Here is a 19,703-nt window from a genome sequence, read left to right on the forward strand (position 1 = left end):
TCTATCCCGTCAGCTGTTGAAGGAAGTAACGAGGGGTTTGTCAAAGAGGCGAGCCCAGGCCAGGGTACTTGCGCGCTGGATATCGACAATCGAGGTGCCGGCGGTCCACCAGCCGTTGCCGACCGCGATGACGACGTCGGGATCATGAAGCATTGATTGGAGAATGGGCCAGACGATGAGTTGCTCGTAGCAAATCAACGGCGCAATACTGGTGTCGGCGATCCTGACGACCGGATTTGCGAAGACATGCGCTCGCGCACTACCACCGTCTGACATCCGGCTGCTCCACGGTTGCCACATCGATCCGGGGACGGGCATTCGCTCTCGATAAACGATGTCGCTGCCATCCGGCGAGATGCTCACCAGGACATTGTCGTATCCGCCCTTTTCGATGATCGCCGCGCCAGCGATGACAGTGGTGCGGGTCCCGGCTAGCCTTGCCTGCCAAAGTCGAGCGAGCGTCGGCGTCCAGAAACCGAGTGCGCTTTCCGGAAGGACGACAATCGCTCCAGGCGCCTGGCGCGCGACGAGCTGGATGAGCGCCTCTTGTCGCTCCAGGCTCGCGTCGCGGCCCAGAGAGGAACCCATGTCCAAATCGACGCCCTGCCACGATGCAGGCAGGATCGGTTCCGCCCACTCGGCGGCGGACCAGAGCCAGAAGCCTGTCATCACAATGGCGACAAGCGGCGAATGGCGCGTCGTCATGAGCACCAGCCCGGTTGTCATCGCCAACAGCCCCCACCACCCCCAAGCCGGAAACAAGACCCCGGCCGCCGTGACCGGATGCGCCCATCCCGTGATCCCGAAGGGAGGGAGGGCGATGACGACACATGCGACCAGATAGCGAAGAGGTTTTCGCCATTTGGCTCTGGCTGTCCAGAGCACTGAATGGACGATCACGAACCCGGCTGACGCCATCAACCACAGCAGCAGACCGGGCCAGATATCGGATGAGTAGAAGTTCGCGACACCCTGCGGCAAACCGCGCGACGCGGCCAGGAAGTATGCAGCCGAAACCACCACGGCGTGCCCGCGGGTTCTCGAAAGCGACCAGACTGCCGGAAACAGAGCAGCAGTGGGAAGAGACAAGACGTTGCCACTCCAACCGATCCAACCTACCGTCGCCGATGCCGCAATCAGTGACGCCGCGCGAAGATGATCACGGCGCATAGGTCCAAACCTCCTGCGCCAATCCGAGCACGCTCTCCACCGGCAGCGGCCCGAAGTACCGCGAGTCGAACGACCCGGGGAAGTCGGAATGCAGATAGATTTCTCCTGGTGGGACCGCACCCCCGGCAAAGGCGACCATCCGCCGTCCCTGACCGTCCCTGGGCATGAGCCCTGAGTGGGGAAGTGGTCGTCCATCGATGCGGACCAGACCGCCGATCTCGATGCGCTGACCGGAGTTCGCAGCCACCGTTTTAATCAGCGGGGCGAAACCGCCGGTGCAAAGCCCGGGGCGAAGGTAGCCGCGCATGAGCGCTTCGCGCATGACATCGGTGACGGGCGGGCAGACGAAGACGAGATCGCCATTTTGCAACACTCGATCGACACCGACAATCCGCCATAGGCCCAGGGGTTCACTCGGCGTGACGTTGACACGGAAGCCGGTCGCACCCAGCCCGATGATCCCAAAGAGCGCAGCAATGGCCGAGACGCCCAGACGCCAGAGTGCGACCCTGCGACCGTGCCCAAGGCGCCCTCCCTTTTCGACCGGAACCGTCATTTGAGAGCCAGTCCCTGGCCCGTCGTCAGTCGCATTGCATCGGATGCCTTGAGCGCAGTCACGGTTCGCTCATGGGCCTGCAGTTGCTGCACGGTGCGCATCGTGTTCCACGCCCGCTCGACTTCGCTCCTCTGCGTGGCGTTCATGCCCGATGTAACCCGTTGGAAGGTTTCGCCGTTCGTGTCCTTGGCTGCAAGCGACAAGAACATCCGTTCTCCAAAACGCTCGGAGACCACCTTGGCAAGACCATCGAGTTCGGCCTTCACGTTTCTGTCCGCCAGTGCGAATTCCAGGCCAGACGGCAGATCGTTTCGATCGATGGCATCGCGAACGCGTTCTAGGATGCTTTTCGCATGGGCCGAGAGAGCAGGGATCTCCAGCGCGAGCTGTTTGCGCGCCGCCAGCTCATCAGCATGATTTCGCCGTGCGGCCTCGCAGCGTTGGCGCAGGTAGTCGCCGATACTGTCGGCGAGCGGCTTGACATTCCTGAGCGCGCGATCCCGGTCGAATCTGTCGGCCCGGCTTGCGAGCAAGCCTGTCTTTCCCTTGAGAGCGCCGAAGGTTTCAGGCTCCCCGGCCATTCTTGCGATCGTCTTCGCCGCTGCTTCCTGATCGCTCAGCATTGCGTCGACATTGGCCGCCTTGAACGCTGCTTCAGGCTGCGCGTAGACATGATGGAACCGCATCGAGACTTCCTCCCATTGTCTTTTGAGCGCAGGGTCTGCCGCGAGCTTGTCTTCGACAGACTGATCGATGGATTTCGGGAAGGTGGTGATACCAGCCACCATAGGCTTGACCTCCTCTGCTGCAGTGGGAATTGGTTTGCCTGTCGACAAAGCGAAGCCGAGCTTGGTGCCTATGGCCGTGAGCCGGCCGGCGAGATCGACGAGCTTCTGTTTTTGCCGAATCGTCCATTCGAGACGATCGCGCGCGACGGTCCTTGCAACGCTGGCGATATGGAGCCCGCGCGCTTCGGCGAAGCGAAGTGCCTGCCGGTAAATGCTTCCGCCGGCGTAATCGAGCGATGTTTCCTTGGAATTCTTGCGAGACAGGATTTCAGCCAGGCCGCCCGCCTTGGCGAACGATCGGCCTCCGTAGTAGACGCCAAGATCCTCACGATGACGGGTCATCGCCACGTATGTCAGGTGCCGGTCGAGCGAGAGCGAGGCCAGCACCTTGACCCGGTCGACCGTGGTGCCCTGGCTCTTATGCACGGTCGTGGCGTAACCATTATCGATATTGTTGTAGAACCGCTGCTCGACCACGATCCGGCGACAATGTCCGCCCTCGCCAGTCACAGCCATGAGGCGCCCGGGAGAGGCCTCTACCACCTTTCCCAACATGCCGTTCTTGGCGCCGATCGAGCCGTCATTTTTCAGGAAGACTATCTGGTCGCCGGCGGCGAAATTGCGATTGCCGTCGGCCGTCTCGAAGGTCGAACCGGCCCCGATAATCCCGCGCTCGAGGAGCTTCATGCGTGCCAGCTCGTTCAGCATTCGGACATCGCGGCGCAGATGTGCGAGGATCAAGGTGGACTTTGCCGGATCATAGTCACGGTTCCAGTCGGTGATGAGGCTCGAGATCGCGTCGGACTTCAGCTCGGTCCTGATCACCTTGTCCCTGGCCTGATAGGCTTCGACAGCCTTTACGACATTGCCGCGCGCCAGATCGAGCGACGCGTCACGCATCCACTGCTCCTGCTGCCGGTGGATTGTCTTGAGTTCCACATAACCGATGCGATCAGCGATCGCCCGGAAGGCGGCACCGGCCTCGATGGGCTGCAACTGCTCCGGGTCGCCAACGAGAACGAGCTTGGCACCTGCCCTGGTAACGGCCTCGACGAACAGCGCCATCTGACGAGATGAAACCATGCCCGCTTCATCGAGAACGAAGACGCATCTGTCGTCGAGTTGTCCATGGCCCTGGGTCCAGCGATGCTGCCAGGATGAAAGCGTGCGGGAGGCGATGCCCGCTTCCTTCTCGAGACCTTCTGCCGCCTTACCGGCAAGCGCGCCGCCAACCACGCGATAGCCAGCCACTTGCCACGCCTCGCGCGCCGCCTTCATCATCGTTGTCTTGCCAGCGCCGGCGAGACCGATCACAGCGGCAATGCGCTCATCACCCACGACATGCTCGATCGCGGACTTCTGCTCGTTCGAAAGGTGTTCATGACGGGCGAAGGTTGCCTCAAGCACAGGCCGGCGAACGCCATGCGATGATCGGTTGAAGAGCCAGGTCGCCCGATTGGCCATCTCGGCTTCGAGCCGGATGAGTTCTCGTGTCGTGTACTTTGCTGGCGCCCTCATGCCGGTCGCGAAGTCAAGACGTTCGCGATCAAGACGAAGGGTCTCAGGGCCCTGCAGGATGCGTGCCATCAGGCTTTGGAAGAGAGCGGCATCATCTATATAGCGGTGCAGGATCTTCGCTATGTCGTGCTCGTCGAAGACGCTCTTTTCCCGCGTGATCATCGCGAGCACGATTTCCGGATTGCGTTGGATCCTGCGGGTATTCTCCGCGCGCAGCGCCTCCTGCAACTCCAACCGCTCAAGTGCAGCTTTTTCCTCCGCACGGCCTGCCTTCCGCTCGATCGCTTTCGTGCCGACACCAAGATGGATCGTCGGCGTGAGCCCGATGCCCTGCTTTTCGAAGGAACGGCCATCAATACGAATGTCGAGCCCGGCAAGCGCCAGATGGCGGTTCTGGCAGGCAAACCAGCCATCGCGAAACGTGTTGAAATCTTCGGCACCACCAGCCCATAGCTCGTAGACGATCTTGCCGGCGTCGTTGCGGACCGGCTTGCCATCAGCGCCAAGGACGGCAACTCTCTTCGGCCCGAACCCGTCTTCGGTCAGCGGCCGTAACGTGGTCATCAAATGGATGTGCGGATTGCCCGGCGCATCGTGGAACACCCAATCGGCAACCATGCCCTGTGCCGTGATGTGCCCTGCCACGAAATCCCGCACAAGTTCGATATTCTGCTCCGCTGAAAGCTCGATCGGCAGAGCGATGGTCACGTCCTTGGCAAGCTGCGCATCCGAGCGTTTCTCGAAATCCTCGACCTTGTTCCAGAAGGCTTCCGAGGCGCCGGATATGGAGCGATCCGCACTCATGGTCCGCAGCCATTGCGGGGCATCGGCCGGAATGGAGAACTCCTCGTGCAGCAGGCCCGGCTTGCGGGAATAGTCGATTGAGCGCGCCTCCCGCTCATAGTCCATCTTGGCGCAATGCCTGTAGGCAGCCGACAGCACGGCGCTGCGGCCGGAGCCGCGGGCGACGATGCTGACTGAAAAATGCGGGACGGCCATGCGCGTCGCAACTCCTTCGATCGAACAGATCCAACAGGTTCGTCGGGCGTGGCGGCCTCGGCCCAAGGGCCAAGCAAGGCGTCGCATCAGCGACGTATAATTGCGCACTTGGATGCCGCTCCTTTGGAACGGCCGTGATCATCCACCAAGGCATCGCCCTTGGCGATTGTAGGATTAACAGTAGTGCGCTGCGCCCTCCCTGCTGAAAATCTCTGCTCCCAGCATCGGATTTTCAGCAAAGGGAGACAGACGGAATGAAAAAGCCATCCTCGAAAATCCGCGAAGAAATCGCGAAACTGCAAGACGCGCTCAAGGCCGCGGAAACACGCGACGCCGAGCGGATTGGACGGATCGCGCTCAAGGCCGGTGTTGGCGACATCGAGATCGACGAGAGCGCGCTCCAGACCGCGTTCGAGGATGTGGCGAACCGGTTTCGCGCAGCCAAAGGCCGATCGAGCGGGAATGAAAGGGGCGGCGCAAGCAGCCGGGGTATATCGACGATCCCGCCTGGCGCGCTTGCACGCAGCAGTGACGAGGCTTGAGCGGATGGCAAGGACCTCGACATCTGCCGCTCGCAAGAAGGACACGCGCGAGAAGATCGAGCTTGGAGGCTTGATCGTTAAGGCTGGGCTCCGCTTCGAAAAGCGGGCGATGTTGCTCGGCGCGCTCATTGAGCTCGCTGATCGTCTCAGAGAGGATCCCGGCGAGCGGGCACGGCTGACAGCAGTCGGCGCGGAGACCTTCGGCAATGACAGTGGCTAGAATACTTCTTTCCATCGCCGTCGCCCTGCTGATGATCGGCGCTGCCATTGGATTGGCCGGAGTTGATCAATGGTTCGCAACCTTCGGCAAGACCGAGGAATTGAGATCGACGCTCGGCAGGATTGGCATTGCGACACCTTATCTCGCCGCTGCCGCCATCAGCCTGGTCTGGCTCTTCGCATCTGCCGGATCCACCCACATCCGGTTCGCGGGATGGGGCGCGCTCGGTGGAAGCGTTGGCACGATCCTCGTCGCCATCGCCCGGGAAGGATCGCGCCTTGCAGCACTTGCCGACAAGGTTCCTGATGACCAGTCCGTGGCTGCATATCTCGATCCAGCGACGATGATCGGCGCAACGGCTGTGCTGGCTACGGGATGCTTCGCACTGCGAGCCGCACTGGTCGGAAACGCCGCGTTCGTGCGATCCGAGCCAAAGCGGATTATCGGCAAGCGCGCACTCCATGGCGAAGCCAACTGGATGAAACTGCAGGAGGCCGGACAGCTCTTTGCCGAAGCGGGCGGGATCGTCGTGGGCGAGAAATACCGGGTCGATCTCGATGGGCTAACTGCTCGCGGCTTTCGGGCTGATGACAGGGAGAGTTGGGGAAAGGGAGGCAAGGCACCTCTACTCTGCTTCGACGGTTCCTTCGGCTCGTCCCACGGGATTGTCTTCGCTGGTTCGGGCGGGTTCAAGACGACATCGGTGACGATCCCGACATCACTCAAATGGGGCGGGACGCTGGTTGTCCTCGACCCATCGAACGAAGTCGCGCCGATGGTATCGCAGCATCGCGAAGACGCTGGCCGCAGGGTTCGGATCCTCGATCCGCGCCAACCGGCAACCGGCTTCAACGCGCTTGACTGGATCGGCAAGTTCGGCGGCACCAGGGAAGAAGACATCGCCTCCGTCGCATCCTGGATCATGAGCGAAAGCGGCCGCGCCTCCGGCATTCGAGACGACTTCTTCCGCGCTTCCGGCCAGCAACTGTTGACCGCGATCATTGCTGATGTCTGTCTGTCGGGTCAAACGGCGCGAGAGCAGCAGACATTGCGCCAGGTGCGCACCAATCTCGCCGAACCTGAGCCGAAGCTGCGCGAGCGGCTACGGGATATCTACGACAATTCGCAATCCCGGTTCGTAAAGGAAAACGTCGCCGCCTTCGTCAACATGACGGCCGAGACCTTCTCCGGCGTCTATGCCAACGCAATCAAGGAAACCCACTGGCTGTCCTACCAGAACTATGCGGCACTCGTGTCGGGTTCGGCATTTTCGACGGACGACATCGCCTCGGGCAAGATCGACGTGTTCATCAACATCGACCTGAAGACGCTGGAAACCCATGCGGGACTGGCACGCGTCATCATCGGTTCGTTTCTCAACGCCATCTATAACCGAGATGGTGCAATCGAGGGCCGCGCGCTCTTCCTGCTCGACGAGGCCGCAAGGCTTGGCTACATGCGTATCCTGGAGACGACGCGCGACGCCGGCCGCAAGTACGGCATCACGCTGACGATGATCTATCAATCGATCGGCCAGCTGCGCGAAACCTATGGCGGGCGCGATGCGTCCAGCAAGTGGTTCGAGAGCGCGAGCTGGATCTCGTTCGCCGCCATCAACGATCCGGAGACGGCTGATTACATCTCCCGGCGCTGTGGCATGACCACGGTCGAAATCGACCAGGTCAGCCGCAGCTTTCAAGCGCGCGGATCTTCGCGAACACGATCAAAGCAGCTGGCAGCCAGACCGCTGATCCAGCCTCACGAGGTACTGCGGATGCGCGCCGACGAACAGATCGTTTTCACCGCAGGCAATCCGCCGCTCAGATGCGGCCGGGCAATCTGGTTCAGACGCGATGATATGAGGACATGTGTGCGACAAAACCGGTTCTATCATCCAGCGGCTTCGTCGATGCGGATCCTCGACTCGAGCTAGGCAGATGAGGAATGACTACACCTTCCTGGGGATCGCGCCACAGCCAACGGCAATATTTCATTCGTGATTTCTCGAATGGATGTTGGCGCATTTTTCGCTAGCGGCGCGAGCAGGCAAACAATATTGGACACTCTGATTTGGCTGAACCTATAACAGCGGGCGCTGAGTTGCGAAGTAATCTCAGCGATGCTGTCTTTGGACGCCGAGTGATGTCTCCGTCGCGACCACGGGAAATCTATCCATGCCCTATACTCGCCTGCTTAAAAGTGCAGACGCAAAACTCCGACTCCTGGAGGAAAAGCTTAACGTGGGGACCTGGAGTTGGCGTTTGCAAACGTCCGAAGTCGTTTGGTCTCAAGGCCTGTTTCGGATCCTCGGCTTCGATCCCTTCAGCGTTATTCCGACACTGGATCTGTACCAGTCGCTCGTGCACCCCGATGACCAGATAAAATTCGATGACGCCGTTGGACTCGCGTCGGACAAGCGGCTGCAGAATCGTCGGTTCCGCGTCATCCGGCCCGATGGAAGTTTGCGTTGGCTTCTCAGCAAAGCCCAACCTCATCTGGATCGCAACGGCACCCCCATACTTCTCTTTGGCGTCATCGTTGACGTGACCGATGAAGAGGAGTCGAAGGCATCGATCGAGACAGATGCCAAGGTTGCGGGCATTCTCACGCAATTATTGAAGGGCAAGGTGTGGAGGGCGACATCCACCGGCAAGCTGATAGAGACAGCGGATTGGACGCAGCTTACGGGCGAAACCGCGGCGCAGGCACACGACTGGTCAGCGCTGGCAGCAATCCATCCGGATGACCGCGAGCAATTCCGAAATAGCTGGAAAATGGCGCTTAACACCCGAACGGAGTATTCGTCGAGGTTTCGGGTTAGAACTCGCGCCGGACAGTACGTGGTCAGGGCGAGTAGGGCCATGCCACTTATCGGGTCTTCCAGGGAGATCGAGCAATGGATCGGCTACTCCGTCGTTGACGCTGCGGCCGCTTCCAAACCGGGCGAAGCGAATTTATGTTCAGCCCAGATTCGAGCGGCGCGCGGATTTTTGGATTGGACCGCTCAGGAGCTTGCAAATCAGTCGGGTGTATCGTTTTCGACTATTCGCCGCATGGAAGCGGCTCACACGTCGGTCAGGTCGGAAAGTGTCCAGCAAGTCAGGGCAACATTCGAAGCCCGCGGCCTTGTCTTTCGAACAGATGAAAACGGACACGTGTCGATCGGTTTTCGACCCCATCCATAAAGGGCAGGGTTGGGCCCGATCAGAAATGGACGAAAACCGGCCAGTAGACACACACCAATAGAGCAAAAATTGTTCATCTCCCGCGATTGAGCAATTTGGGTCCTCGATATGGCTACCGAAGTCTTTACGAGATTAAGCCCTCCCTAAAACAGCTCTGCTACATTTCTTAGCATCGGACGCAGAAGCGGCGGCTGGATACAGACTGTCCATCTGCCGATCTCCGACAACCATGATGAAATTCATGCGAGCCTCACGGCTCCGCAAACAGAAAGCTATGGCAAATGCGCGATCGCAACTCCCAGGCCAAATTGAATGAACGCCTCGAATTCGTCGGGCTTGATGAAAAGCAGCGGCAATCGCTAGCGTCCCTTGGACCCGTGATCGGTCGTTCACTAGACGGCGCATTGAACGTCTTCTATTCGAAGGCTCGTGTCCACTCGGAAACCTCGAAGTTCTTTTCAAGCGAGGCTCATATCCAGCACGCGAAGGAGCGACAGGTTCGCCACTGGGAGAATATTGCCTCCGCCAAGTTCGACGAGACCTATGTCGAAGCGGTTACAGCGGTTGGGAAGACGCATGCACGTCTAGGACTTGAACCCCGGTGGTACATTGGCGGCTATGCGTTGATCGTTGAGAGCATCATACGTTCGGTTATTGATAGCGAACTGTCGGGGTTCACGATGCGATCCAAGCGGAGCAAACTCGGCGACGATATCTCAGCGGTGGTGAAGGCCGCACTGGTTGACATGGACTACGCGATTTCGGTCTACCTCGAAGCGCTCAGCGAGCAGCGCGTGAAGGCAGAAGGTGAGCAGCAGAAGCTCAAGGGCGAGCAGGACCATGCGGTCGCGGCATTGGACCGTGCGTTGGAACTGCTTGCCTCTGGCGATCTAACCGCGCAATTGGTCGAGCCGGTAGGCGAGGGTTTCCAGTCGTTGAAGGACAACTACAATAGCTCGCTTCACAGCGTTGGCGTAGCAATCTCCGAAATTCATGCGGCCGTGGCGATGGTGAGCGAGCAATCACAAGAAATCTCGGCCGCGACGAACGACATGGCTCGTCGCACCGAAAGGCAAGCGACGGCCCTTGAGGAGACTGCGGCAGCGTTGGAGGAAATTAGCGCGATCTCCAGGCAAGCGCAGGATCGCACCCGCGAGGTCCAGAGCCTCGTAAGGCAATCCGCCTCGGAAGCACTCGCCTCCGGGAGTGTTGTTGAAGAAGCGATTCAGGCCATGAGCGAGATCGAGAGCTCATCGAAGGAGATGACAGCCATCATCGAAGTGATCGATGACATCGCCTTTCAAACCAACCTGCTTGCACTTAACGCCGGCGTCGAAGCGGCTCGCGCGGGCGAGCAGGGCAAGGGGTTCGCAGTTGTTGCCCAGGAAGTGCGCGAACTTGCTCAACGATCCGCAAAAGCTGCCAAGGAGATAAACGTCCTCATCGGGCGGTCCGCACAGGACGTGCTGCGCGGTGTGACACTCGTCGACAAGACGGGGGCAGCGCTCCAAAGCATCGGGACTCAGGTCAGAGCCATCGATGAGCACATGGAAAACATCGCCAAATCCTCGCAGGAGCAGGCTACTGGAATCAGCGAAATCAACGTCGCCGTCGGGAACATGGACACGATAACCCAGCAGAATGCTGCCATGGTCGAGGAGTCGTCAGCGGCGACCGTGCGACTGTCCGAAGAAGCATCTCGTCTTTCATCGTTGGTCGCTGGCTTCAAACTCGCCAACCAGGGATCTGCATCGCTTTCAAGCCGGAGTTCGAACCAATCATACGTCCGACGCCTGCGTAGCGCTTGATCCCAGCGTGGCATTTCCCGGATGCCCTACCGGCAGCCAGATTCTCGATGGCGCTTGTGGCGTAAAGACGTCATCGGGCTGTACGCGAACAAACCATAGCCCGCACAGGCAGAGGCCACTTGCGGGCTGGACTCGCGCGGCGAATAGGGCCGTGTCTGGCGCAAGAACCATCACTGATGTGAATCGATGCCCTTCAACTGATTCATAAGTCTCGTTGGACGCCGGCAGGAGAATTCAAGATCCTGCCGGCATGATCACGCAGCCCTACCATCTCTATGTCGAACGCACCGATGCCACGAAGAATATGGCGCGCTACTACGCCTTGGAAATCACGGCGACGTTGTTCGGGCAGGCATGTCTCGTTCGGTCATGGGGACGCATCGGAAAAAATGGTCAGCACAAGAACCATCATTTCGAACGGGAAGAAGATGCCGTCGATCTCTTTCTCAGCCTTGCCCGCCAGAAGCGCGCGAAGGGCTATCGTCCCCCCGGTGATCGCCAGGGAATTGCGTAGGCGTCACGGTCATCGGAGTCCGCCTAGAACGGCGGCTTCACGTCAAGGCGTCCATCCTGCTCGGCAACGATGATTGCAAGCTCTGCCTGAGCGCACTCAAGCTCGACCTCGATCGCGCGGCGCTCATAGGTCTCACATGCATTCCGCAAATCAGCGCGCAGTTCCTCGATGTGCTGTTCGATTGTCATCGTCGTCAACTCCTGATGTTTGAGAAAGATGACGTCCGCGGGCGTGGCGAGGGGACAGGGTCAGGGATCGCGACAGCGACCGCCGCGCGGCGTGTGGGGGAGCCGAAATGCGCCAGCATTTTGGGGGAACCGGACGTCCTTGAGGCTGTACGCTCGTCACGGCACCCTCGCTCGGTCCGAGCAGACCTCACCTCTCGTGCGGCACCAGGAAAGCCGGAGGCTGGCTCGATGCCTGCCTCTGGCTTCCAATGGGAAAAGAAAACCCCGCCTTGCGGGCGGGGCCTTGTGCACGTCAGCCCCGGTTCGGGCGGGACCAGATCAGCTGGTAGTCTTCCTCGCCGTCGACCGCGATCAGGTTTGCGAAGATCGGAGCCGGGAAGCTCGGATCGTCGAGCTTGACCAAGAGGTAGTCGCGGTCGGTTTCGGTAGAGCGCTTCTGCCAGGCTGCGCCGAGCTCAACGTTGCCGGCATAGATGCGGAAGTGCGGCCCCTTGTCGGAGGGGTTTTCGACGCGAGCGATGCGGGCCTTGACGTTGAGTGCGAGAGTGCGGATCGAGCCGGAGAAGCCGTTTTCGGTGTTGGTGAAGTTGCCGATGGTAGCCATGTTCAAGTTCCTTTTGCTTGTTTCGAAGCTGCGCCCTTCGCGGCCTCGATGGCAGTCGAAAAGATCGGAAACGATCGGACCGCACCCCAAGGGCCGGAACATCGTGAAGGGCGGTGGACCGGGGACTTTCTTGTCCCGCGAGGAATGGCGGCGTAGCCGTCAGGGGAAGAAAGTTCCGGGGCCGCCGTTGCGGGATAACGAGCGAGGCGAAGCTGGTTTCCGGTCAGACATGCCCCATCGAGAACGCAGATGGAGCGCCGCCACCCGTGCAAAGGACGCGGACATCCTGGCAGAGGTTGCTCGCCATATTGCAGAAGTCATGCGAGTGGTCTGTTCACCCCCTCTCAACGACGTGGCGCATGCGTCCTTGCGTCGACGCCGCGGAATCTAACGTGCACGGGGCCGCTGGTCTCTTGTAGAATCCGACAAAAGACGGGCGCGGCGATCGTGATCTGCGTCGGATCTTCGGGCCGCCAATGATATCAGCCTCTGGACGTCGGTCGCCGCCGCGGTCAGTGAATGCTGACGACTAGAGATCCCGTCGGTCTCGGATTTGAGATCGCCGGAGATCGTGGGTTCCGTATCTCGGCGCCATCGTTCAAGGACTGGACTGCAAATGGCACCCTTACTTGCCTGCGATCCCCTTCGGTCTATCACTGCGGACCAGGAATATTGAACCACCGGAGAAGTTCGTGGCGAACGGCACTGTAAAGTTTTTCAATCAGGACAAGGGCTTCGGCTTCATCACGCCAACCAATGGCGGCCCAGACGTCTTCGTGCATATCTCTGCTGTCCAGGGCGGGTCGCTGCGGGATGGCCAGAATGTCAGCTACGATCTGGGCCAGGATCGAAAGACCGGAAAATCCAAGGCGGAGAACGTCCGTCCAGCTTGATCGTGAACGACAAAAAAGTCGGCGCGAATTCGCACCGACCTTTCCTTCCATTTTTCTGCCATTGGCAAGACATCCGTGGTCAAAGGCTAGGCGACTTAACATCACGGCTATTTCGAGCGCATCGACAGTGATGCCGATGGCCGATAGCTCGCGGGCGACCTATTGAGATCAAGAGAGGCGGGCCATCACTTCTCAGCTTGGAAACGCCGCTTGCACGTAAGCGCTTTCCACTGGAAGAAGGGGCACCGCAATCGTCACTCAGCAGATGGCCAATCGTTCGACGGTTCTTCGACAGTGGCACGATCGATAGATGCGACTGTCTGCTTTTGTCGGAGATTGCCGAGCTCCTTCTCAAGGACATCGAGCACCGCGTTATGCTCGGCGCCTTCCGCCACGAGCGCGCTTACCAGCGCCTCCAGGCGAGGCTTCGTTTCGGCGAGGATGTTTCGGTACGACATTTTGATCACTTCCTTGACTGGAGAAAGGACAAATGACCGGTTCGTCCCTGAAGGCTCTTTTCAGTGAACGCCATCGGATGAAGGCGCATTGACCAGTACGGCCCATCGGCCCACGTAAGTGCCGATCAGCATCGTTGACAGATCGTCGAGGTTGCGGTGGCCTTGGTCGAAGAGCGAGAGTGCAGCCGTCGATAGTACATCGTATGTCTGCTCGTGTGGTTCGACTTCGTAGTAGTCGAACCAGGCATTCACCGCTTCGGCCAACATTCGGAAATTTTCATCCACGCGCGGGGGCATCGGCATATTCTCCAGCCCCGATAAAGGTAGCGCCCCGCCCGATTCCGTCAAGAATGGACAAGGCGGAGCAACCGCTGGGATAGATAGCTAATGGAACAGCAACCACCTCGTTCGGAATTTCGATTTCGCTCGAAGAGGTTGGGCAACGCTAAAACCAACAACCACGCCATACGGCATTGCTGTAAATGACGTGATCGCACTCGCCGATTTGCCGGGTGCGATCAGCCCCACATCGCTTAAAGCCTGCATCAAGCCGCAACGTGAGCAGTTCCGGTGACCTGTAGGTCATGAAGGTAGGTAACGGCTCGCTGGGCATGAGCGGCCGCCTGGAAGATGGCGCGCCTGTCGTCGGCCAGCACCTTGAGCCAGGACTGAAGGTAGGACGCGTGGTCCGGCCTCGGTTCAAGTTCCGGCGCGATTCCAAGATCAGCGCAAAGGAAGCAGCTGCCAAGCTCGGCTATCAGCTCTTCGCGGGCACGCTCGCTTTTTTCCTTGCTGTAGCGCGACAGATCTCGCCCGAGGCGGTGCTTTGCCGCCGTCCAGTGTGTCGCCTCATGGCTGAGCGTGGCATAATAGCTCGCCGGATCCTTAAACATCTCGAAAGCTGGCATCTCGATGAGATCGGGGCCGGGCGCATAGAATGCCTGATTGCCGCCATGACGAATTACCGCGCCGGAATTCCGGAAGAAGCGGTCGACCTGCTCGATACGCTCGACCGGGTCCTGGGGTGGCGCCGGCCGATAATGATAGTGATCCGGAAGACCGCCGATCTGCTCGACGTTGAACACTGAGTAGGCCTTCAGAAAAGGGATCTCGCGATCGACCTCGCCGCCTTTTCCATCAGCCTCCGACTTGGTGAAGCGGCTGGCGAACACCACTGTCGATCCGGTCTCCCCCTTTCGCACGGCCGCGCCAAGCTCGAGCGCCTGCTTGAACGTCATCCACGTCGACGAGGCGAAGCCACGTGACATCTGTTCTGACCAGAGAAGAAGCACGTTCATGCCGGAATAGGGCTGTCCGGTGTGGCGGAGCGGTCGGGTGATCCGGCCGCCGGCGTTTGCAGCGCTCCATGGTTTCATCCAGGGACGCACGCCTTTGGCAAGCTCCTCCAGGATACGGTCAGTAATGCGTGAATAGATATCGGTGCGCTGACTTTCGACTTTCTTGTTCATTTGTCTTCTCCACTCTTCTGGAGCCGCGCCAATCGCGGCCCCGTCGCGGAGGCCATGGGCAGGAGCCAACGAGCCGGCAACATGCACCGGAACGGCCGGAACGAAGTGGAGGACGGCGAAGGCGTTGCGTGCGGCCGGCGGCTCCTGCAGGCCCGAAGCCCCAGACGGACCGCATGGTCAGACCAAAATCCTCTCCTCCTCTTCTTTCCTGAGAAAGCCAAAAGAGAAGGGGCCGTCCCGAAAGGACCGACCTTGGATCAATTGAGATGGCGGAGCCGAAGCCCCGCCGTGATGCTGTCATTCGAAGGCAGACATCTGTGCCGCGGCCGCCCTGCGGTCGACGGAATGACCGGGGTTTTCAATCGGACGGTCAAAGGGCTTCCAGCTGTCGCCGACGATCTGCCTGTATGCATCAACGGCGCCTTCCGACGCCATGCGCAGAGCGTGGGCCTGGATCCCCATGTCGGCTGCGAATTCGCGCTTGCGGTGGGCGGTGCTGTCATAGCCGACGGGACCGTCAAGATCCTCGTCCCGGGCGTCGTTTGCGGCCTTGGCCGTGGCATCGCGCGCCTCGGTGACCGCCTTGCTGTAGAACTGGCCGGCACCATGCGCCGAGCCGACGAATGCACCGACGATCCGCTGCAGGTGGATCTGCATGGCGCGCTCGCCCAGACCTTCGCTGAGAGCATCGGCCGTCTCGTTGATCAGGCGCTCGTGAAGATCGCGGATCCCGTCGCTGTCGACGATTGCATTCCCGAAGCTCTCGGCGATCTTGAGGGCCTGATCGATGTCCGGGCATGTCAGCCGGACCATCTCGATGGTGGCGCCCTTGCGGAGCTGGACAATGCGACCAGTCGGGCGGGCGGATTGGCGGGGATTGGTTGGGGGCTTGGCGGCCATGTCATTTCCTTTCATCCCGAAGTGGTTCCGGCCCGGTGCCGGATTGCCCTTCGGTGCGGTCGCCCCGAACCGGCGGAAGACGGGCGCTTCAAGGCCCGGGCGCGGCAGGACCAGCGGAGCCGATGTGCGGGCGAGCGGGCGTAGCCCTGCGACAGCCAAGCGGATCTGCTCTGCGCAGGACGAAGGGATCCGGCCGCCACGCGGCGCGGAACGCGGCCTTGAAGCGAACGGACGCTGGTTCAGACCACAGCCAAACCGAAGGACAGACCGGCACGGGTTCACGCAATCGTCGGCAACAAGGAAAATGTTCAAGCCCCCGTCGCTCCAGGCCTTTCCCAACTCGGCGTGTTCGGCCGAGGCCGCTTGGCCCTCCGATGTCCCATGCCTGCGGTTTCCCTCCGGCGATGGGCGGTCCAATACCGGATGCCGTCGGCATAAGACGTCGTGAGGTGCGAAGTGCCGCCGCCGTGCAAGCGCCGACGGCACTGGATCACGTAAGTCCGGCGAGGTTACTCGCCTGCGATCCCGTAATCGGCCTCGTGATCGTCGAGCGCGCCGGTGACCTCGTTGTCGGCGTTCATCGAGGCCTCTTGGTCGGCCGGGCCGAAGAGGTCGTTGGCCCATTCGATGCCATAGCCCTCGCGAAGATCGTCGCCGAAGCTCGCGTCGCGGGCGAACATGCGGGTCTTCGACAGGCTATTGGCAATCTGCCACCATTGCGCCGTGTCGCCCTTCTTCAGCTTGTGGGCCTTCCAGACCTCCTTCTGATCCTCGAGCGAGGCGGCCGCAATCGTGCGAAGCTGTTGCTCGCTGGGCATATCGCCCTTGGCCATCTGATCGAGCATCGCGGCCAGGACGTTGGCAAGCAGCCGGAGCTTGCGGACCTGGCGAACGGGAAGAGCGAGAGCGACCGCTATTGCTTCCTCAGTCCAGCCGAGCGCAACGAGGCGCTCGATACCAAGCCATTGACCGGGTTTAGTGGTTCACGCGCAATGTTTTCGACCATCGATCGCATGGCACCGTTGTCGTCGGAGGCCTCCTTCACGAGGACCTCGACTTGTTCGAAGCCCGCGCAGATCGCGGCCTGCACGCGCCGGTGACCGGCCTGGATGACATAGCCGTTTCCGCCGTCTAGCTGCGGCGAGACCACGGGGGGCTGGATGATGCCGACAGCTTTCACGGTGGCAAGCAGCAAGGCGTCGGCTTGCGGATTGGACTTCGAGCGCCTGATATCGTCGGGGTTGTCGCTCAAGGCGCGCGGGTCGATCGTGATAATGTGCATTGAAACGCTCCTTTGGGATGCGGGGCGGCTCGGTTGCCGCTCCTTCCTGTCTTCTTCCTTTGCGAAGACATCTCCCGAAGCGCTGGGGTAGCCGGGTCGGCGCAACTGCGACCGAGCAGCCCTGCTGCGAAGCGCACGCGGGACTTGAAGTCCTGCGATGGGCGAGTAGCCGGGATGAGCAGGTCGCAATTGAGCTTCGGCGACGCTGACCGGCACCGCTGCTAGCGACTTCTTCTGTTTATCACTTTCCTATTCATCCGGCCTCCCCATTTGTAAAACACTCATATTGACGCTATATTGCGTCAATAGTTTCGGCAACGGAGATTGAGAGGTGGCGATATGAGTCTTGCACAATATGCAGATAAGGGCATTTTCTCGCCGCGCAAATTCGCGGAGGCTCTGCGCACGACAAGCGAGGAAATTGCCCGTACGGCGGGCTTGGGGCGGGATGCTATCCAACGCAAGGATCGCATTCGTTCGGACAAGACGCAACGGCGCCTGCGTGAAGTCGCTGAGATCATCAACAAAGTCGAGCCACGTTTCGGCTCGGCTCTGATGGCTTACGCCTGGTATCGGTCGGAACCACTGCCTGGTTTTTCTGGCCTGACGGCTATGCAACTGGTGAGGGACGGTCGCGCCGACGACGTTCTTGACTATATCGACGCTGTCGACGCTGGCATCCACGCGTGATCGCCTAGATGCATTTCAAGGGAACTCTCTATCGGGCATTGAACCCGGTGCACGCACGCGAGCCGCTATCTGGTCGTGGAGCAGAGCTTTATGGTGGTCGCTTCAACGCAAAAGGAACTCCAGCACTCTACACATCATTGTCGGTGATGACGGCATTGCGCGAAGCCAACCAGGTAGGAGCCCTGCAACCCACCACGCTTGTCTCTTACGAAGCGGAAGTGGAACGCGTCTTCGATTGCCGAAACCGTGATGCCCTGGATGCCGAAGGTATCAATCCGGCCGCGCTTGCCGATCCGGCATGGCGCGACGAGATGAAGGCACACGGAGCGGCACAAACGCAGGTCTTCGCAAGGAGACTGGCGCTCGCCGGCTATCAGGGACTGCTCGTTTCGAGCTTCGCGCATGGGGCAACAGCGCAGGATCTCAATTTGGTTTTATGGACATGGAGCAACGCGTTGCCCAGCAGCATCAGGCTCATTGATGACGATGGTCGTCTGTCGCGTTAGTCGTGCAGCCTCGCAGGAGGCATTGGCCAAAAAAAATGGGCCAGCGAAAACGCGGCCCATAAAGTGTGAAGGTCAAAAACCTCCAGAGGGGAACAGCTACTGCGGCGGAACTGGGAGAAGACCGCCATCTGCATTAGCTGTAGGCTTTATGCCTGATTTTTGACCAGTTGGAAAACATTTATTGTGCAATGCAGCTATGCATTCGCTGCGCTGCTTATAGAACATGTGACGATTCAGGCGACGGCGTGCTGGCAACCTCGTCATCAACGTCGCGCAATCGGCGCCGTTTTTCACAAAGCTCTTCCGCAAATGCAAAGCTCTGCCATCCCGCGAGCGCCATGACGAAGAAGAACGAGAATATCTCCTGGCGCCTGGCCGTTTCTTGGAAGATCTTCGGTATCGATCTATGGCTCGTCATTTCGGTGCTGGCGCAGCCGGACGAAGGTCTGCTTGATCGGAGCGGCGAGAGGGCGACACGTCTCGCCCCTCCTTCCTTCTTGCTTCCTTGTCCTTCTCCCTTTGCTTCAGCACGTCGTTCCAGTCATCGGAGGTCGGCCGGAGCCGAAGCCACGAGCAGCCGACATCCTCGGCCAGTAGGCGAAGGCGGTCCGCGTACGCATCGCCCTGAGAATTGGCATCTGTCGCGGCCACGAGGTGCGCATCCGCGCGGTCAGCAAGCTCACGCAGGGCTGTCGCAGTCGCCGGAGCCCAGCCGCCGCCGGTGCTCAGATATTGGGTGTTGTCACGCATGCCTTCGATCGCGGCGAGGCTCATAGCATCGATTGCGGCCTCGGTTACGCAGAGCCGCGTTGCATGGGTGGCGCCGAGCCGAAACAGGATCTTGGCTCCGCCTGTCGCAAAGCCACGCCATTCAGGGCCGCGCCCCTCCCATCCGCTGACCTTGCCTTGGTCGTCGATGTGGGCCGCCCACATGCTTCCAAACGGCCCTTCGCGAAGGACACCCTGCCTGATCGCGGCTCGGATGATGGGTGCAGGTAGTGAACGCTGCCAGCGGAGATAGCGCCAGGTGGCCGAGCCCCGCCATGGCGATGGCCGGCGTGCCCACTGTTCGGCAATCGAGGCGCGATTTTCGGACTCGGAGTGTTCTCCATGCCAGATTTCCTCCGTAGCCCGGTAACCTGAAAGTTCTGCGACCAGGGCGCATGCACGCGGAAAGTCGCGGCCTTGCAGGCGGATCACCAGACCGAAAACATCTCCCTTTTCGTCGCCGAGAGGATCGAACCATCCGCGCCCTGAATGCGTGACGATGATGATCTCGCCGCCACGACGATATTTGATCGCGCGCCTGGTGCTTTCCTTGACGTCGAGGGCGAACCCGGATGTCTCCAGCAACACCTGGCAACCCACAGTGTCCTTGAGCCGTTCTATTTCGTTTCTCTTCATGTTGTCTTT

At 60.2% G+C, this 19,703-nt stretch carries 19 protein-coding genes and 1 pseudogene; 9 read left to right on the forward strand and 11 right to left on the reverse strand.

Annotated features, from left to right (window positions below):
• Positions 1–9: 9 nt before the first annotated feature.
• From A6U87_RS05995 to traA, 3 genes are read right to left on the reverse strand one after another with little or no spacing between them, the layout of a single operon-like run.
• Positions 10–1,170, reverse strand: coding sequence for a conjugal transfer protein TraB (locus A6U87_RS05995; RefSeq protein WP_065690339.1), 1,161 nt, complete (start codon positions 1,168–1,170; stop codon positions 10–12).
• Entirely contained in the window at positions 1,160–1,726 is a 567-nt protein-coding gene (traF, locus tag A6U87_RS06000) for a conjugative transfer signal peptidase TraF (RefSeq protein WP_065690340.1), read from the reverse strand. Before traF ends, A6U87_RS05995 begins: the two co-directional genes overlap by 11 nt.
• A complete protein-coding gene (gene traA / locus A6U87_RS06005) occupies positions 1,723–5,031 on the reverse strand; it encodes a Ti-type conjugative transfer relaxase TraA (RefSeq protein ID WP_065690341.1) in 3,309 nt (1,102 codons plus the stop codon). The genes traF and traA overlap by 4 nt, the downstream gene beginning before the upstream one ends.
• 254 nt (positions 5,032–5,285) lie before the next feature.
• Between traA and traC the strand changes: the two genes are divergently transcribed.
• From traC to A6U87_RS06035, 6 genes are all read left to right on the forward strand, one after another.
• Positions 5,286–5,573 (forward strand): conjugal transfer protein TraC, encoded by a 288-nt coding sequence (gene traC, locus A6U87_RS06010; protein WP_065690342.1) that lies wholly within the window; start codon positions 5,286–5,288, stop codon positions 5,571–5,573.
• 4 nt (positions 5,574–5,577) lie between these two features.
• The gene (gene traD / locus A6U87_RS06015; protein WP_065690343.1) at positions 5,578–5,793 is read left to right on the forward strand and encodes a type IV conjugative transfer system coupling protein TraD; all 216 of its coding nucleotides are present in this window, start codon (positions 5,578–5,580) and stop codon (positions 5,791–5,793) included.
• Positions 5,780–7,726: a Ti-type conjugative transfer system protein TraG gene (traG, locus tag A6U87_RS06020; RefSeq protein WP_065690344.1), complete on the forward strand. Its 1,947-nt coding sequence runs from the start codon at positions 5,780–5,782 to the stop codon at positions 7,724–7,726. Before traD ends, traG begins: the two co-directional genes overlap by 14 nt.
• Before the next feature lie 241 nt (positions 7,727–7,967).
• Positions 7,968–8,978 (forward strand): PAS domain-containing protein, encoded by a 1,011-nt coding sequence (locus tag A6U87_RS06025; protein WP_065690345.1) that lies wholly within the window; start codon positions 7,968–7,970, stop codon positions 8,976–8,978.
• Positions 8,979–9,259: 281 nt separating this feature from the next.
• Entirely contained in the window at positions 9,260–10,786 is a 1,527-nt protein-coding gene (locus A6U87_RS06030; protein WP_065690346.1) for a globin-coupled sensor protein, read from the forward strand.
• A gap of 250 nt (positions 10,787–11,036) precedes the next feature.
• Positions 11,037–11,300, forward strand: coding sequence for a WGR domain-containing protein (locus A6U87_RS06035; RefSeq protein ID WP_065690347.1), 264 nt, complete (start codon positions 11,037–11,039; stop codon positions 11,298–11,300).
• A gap of 23 nt (positions 11,301–11,323) precedes the next feature.
• On the opposite strand, the gene A6U87_RS30075 is transcribed toward A6U87_RS06035, so the two are convergent.
• Positions 11,324–11,488 carry a hypothetical protein gene (locus tag A6U87_RS30075; protein ID WP_198928673.1) on the reverse strand — a complete coding sequence of 55 codons (165 nt, stop codon included), beginning with the start codon at positions 11,486–11,488 and terminating at the stop codon, positions 11,324–11,326.
• Between the two features lie 292 nt (positions 11,489–11,780).
• Positions 11,781–12,092 carry a DUF736 domain-containing protein gene (locus A6U87_RS06040; protein WP_065690471.1) on the reverse strand — a complete coding sequence of 104 codons (312 nt, stop codon included), beginning with the start codon at positions 12,090–12,092 and terminating at the stop codon, positions 11,781–11,783.
• 692 nt (positions 12,093–12,784) lie between these two features.
• Between A6U87_RS06040 and A6U87_RS06045 the strand changes: the two genes are divergently transcribed.
• Positions 12,785–12,985: a cold-shock protein gene (locus A6U87_RS06045; RefSeq protein ID WP_065690348.1), complete on the forward strand. Its 201-nt coding sequence runs from the start codon at positions 12,785–12,787 to the stop codon at positions 12,983–12,985.
• Between the two features lie 254 nt (positions 12,986–13,239).
• Here the strand turns inward: A6U87_RS06045 and A6U87_RS06050 are convergent, their stop codons facing one another.
• The 5 genes and pseudogenes from A6U87_RS06050 to A6U87_RS06070 form a co-directional block, all read right to left on the reverse strand.
• Positions 13,240–13,443, reverse strand: coding sequence for a hypothetical protein (locus A6U87_RS06050; RefSeq protein ID WP_065690349.1), 204 nt, complete (start codon positions 13,441–13,443; stop codon positions 13,240–13,242).
• A gap of 60 nt (positions 13,444–13,503) precedes the next feature.
• Positions 13,504–13,710 carry a hypothetical protein gene (locus A6U87_RS06055; protein ID WP_083199307.1) on the reverse strand — a complete coding sequence of 69 codons (207 nt, stop codon included), beginning with the start codon at positions 13,708–13,710 and terminating at the stop codon, positions 13,504–13,506.
• Between the two features lie 278 nt (positions 13,711–13,988).
• Positions 13,989–14,912 (reverse strand): ArdC family protein, encoded by a 924-nt coding sequence (locus A6U87_RS06060; RefSeq protein ID WP_065690351.1) that lies wholly within the window; start codon positions 14,910–14,912, stop codon positions 13,989–13,991.
• 297 nt (positions 14,913–15,209) lie between these two features.
• Positions 15,210–15,812 (reverse strand): hypothetical protein, encoded by a 603-nt coding sequence (locus A6U87_RS06065; protein WP_065690472.1) that lies wholly within the window; start codon positions 15,810–15,812, stop codon positions 15,210–15,212.
• A 587-nt stretch (positions 15,813–16,399) separates the two neighbouring features.
• Positions 16,400–17,094 (reverse strand): annotated as a pseudogene (locus A6U87_RS06070) (ParB/RepB/Spo0J family partition protein); the annotation flags it as partial.
• A gap of 339 nt (positions 17,095–17,433) precedes the next feature.
• On the opposite strand from A6U87_RS06070, the gene A6U87_RS06075 reads away from it, so the two are divergent.
• Positions 17,434–17,784, forward strand: coding sequence for an antitoxin Xre/MbcA/ParS toxin-binding domain-containing protein (locus A6U87_RS06075; protein WP_065690352.1), 351 nt, complete (start codon positions 17,434–17,436; stop codon positions 17,782–17,784).
• Positions 17,785–17,792: 8 nt separating this feature from the next.
• The gene (locus A6U87_RS06080; RefSeq protein WP_065690353.1) at positions 17,793–18,290 is read left to right on the forward strand and encodes an RES family NAD+ phosphorylase; all 498 of its coding nucleotides are present in this window, start codon (positions 17,793–17,795) and stop codon (positions 18,288–18,290) included.
• A 414-nt stretch (positions 18,291–18,704) separates the two neighbouring features.
• On the opposite strand, the gene A6U87_RS06090 is transcribed toward A6U87_RS06080, so the two are convergent.
• Positions 18,705–19,694 (reverse strand): DUF3991 and toprim domain-containing protein, encoded by a 990-nt coding sequence (locus A6U87_RS06090; RefSeq protein WP_065690355.1) that lies wholly within the window; start codon positions 19,692–19,694, stop codon positions 18,705–18,707.
• Positions 19,695–19,703 lie beyond the last annotated feature (9 nt).

It is taken from the genome of Rhizobium sp. AC44/96, assembly GCF_001692185.1.
GTDB lineage: Bacteria > Pseudomonadota > Alphaproteobacteria > Rhizobiales > Rhizobiaceae > Rhizobium.